General features: G+C 68.8%; 1 protein-coding gene. It reads left to right on the top strand.

Annotated features, from left to right (window positions below):
- Window positions 1-247: hypothetical protein (locus AC0IYH_RS33230; protein WP_471838665.1), on the top strand; the 247-nt coding region annotated here is incomplete at both ends.

Below are 247 nucleotides of genomic sequence, written 5' to 3' on the forward strand. Positions count from 1 at the left end.
GGACGGCATCTCACGCGAGTGGAACGGAGCGGAGCCGGACGCGCATCATGGCGGTGGCGGGGATGCCGATAGCGGGTCGGGCTCCCGGCAGCGGCATCGCGACAGCCTGCTGCTCAGCGCCCATCTGAAAATCGGCGACGATCCGACCGTATTCTACGTTCGCATCCGCAACCTGTCGGCAGGGGGCCTGATGGCGGAGCATCCGGCGCGGGTCGCCGCGAGCACACCGGTATGGCTGGACATGCGC

The sequence above is a fragment of the Pseudomonas sp. AC463 genome, from assembly GCF_979253585.1.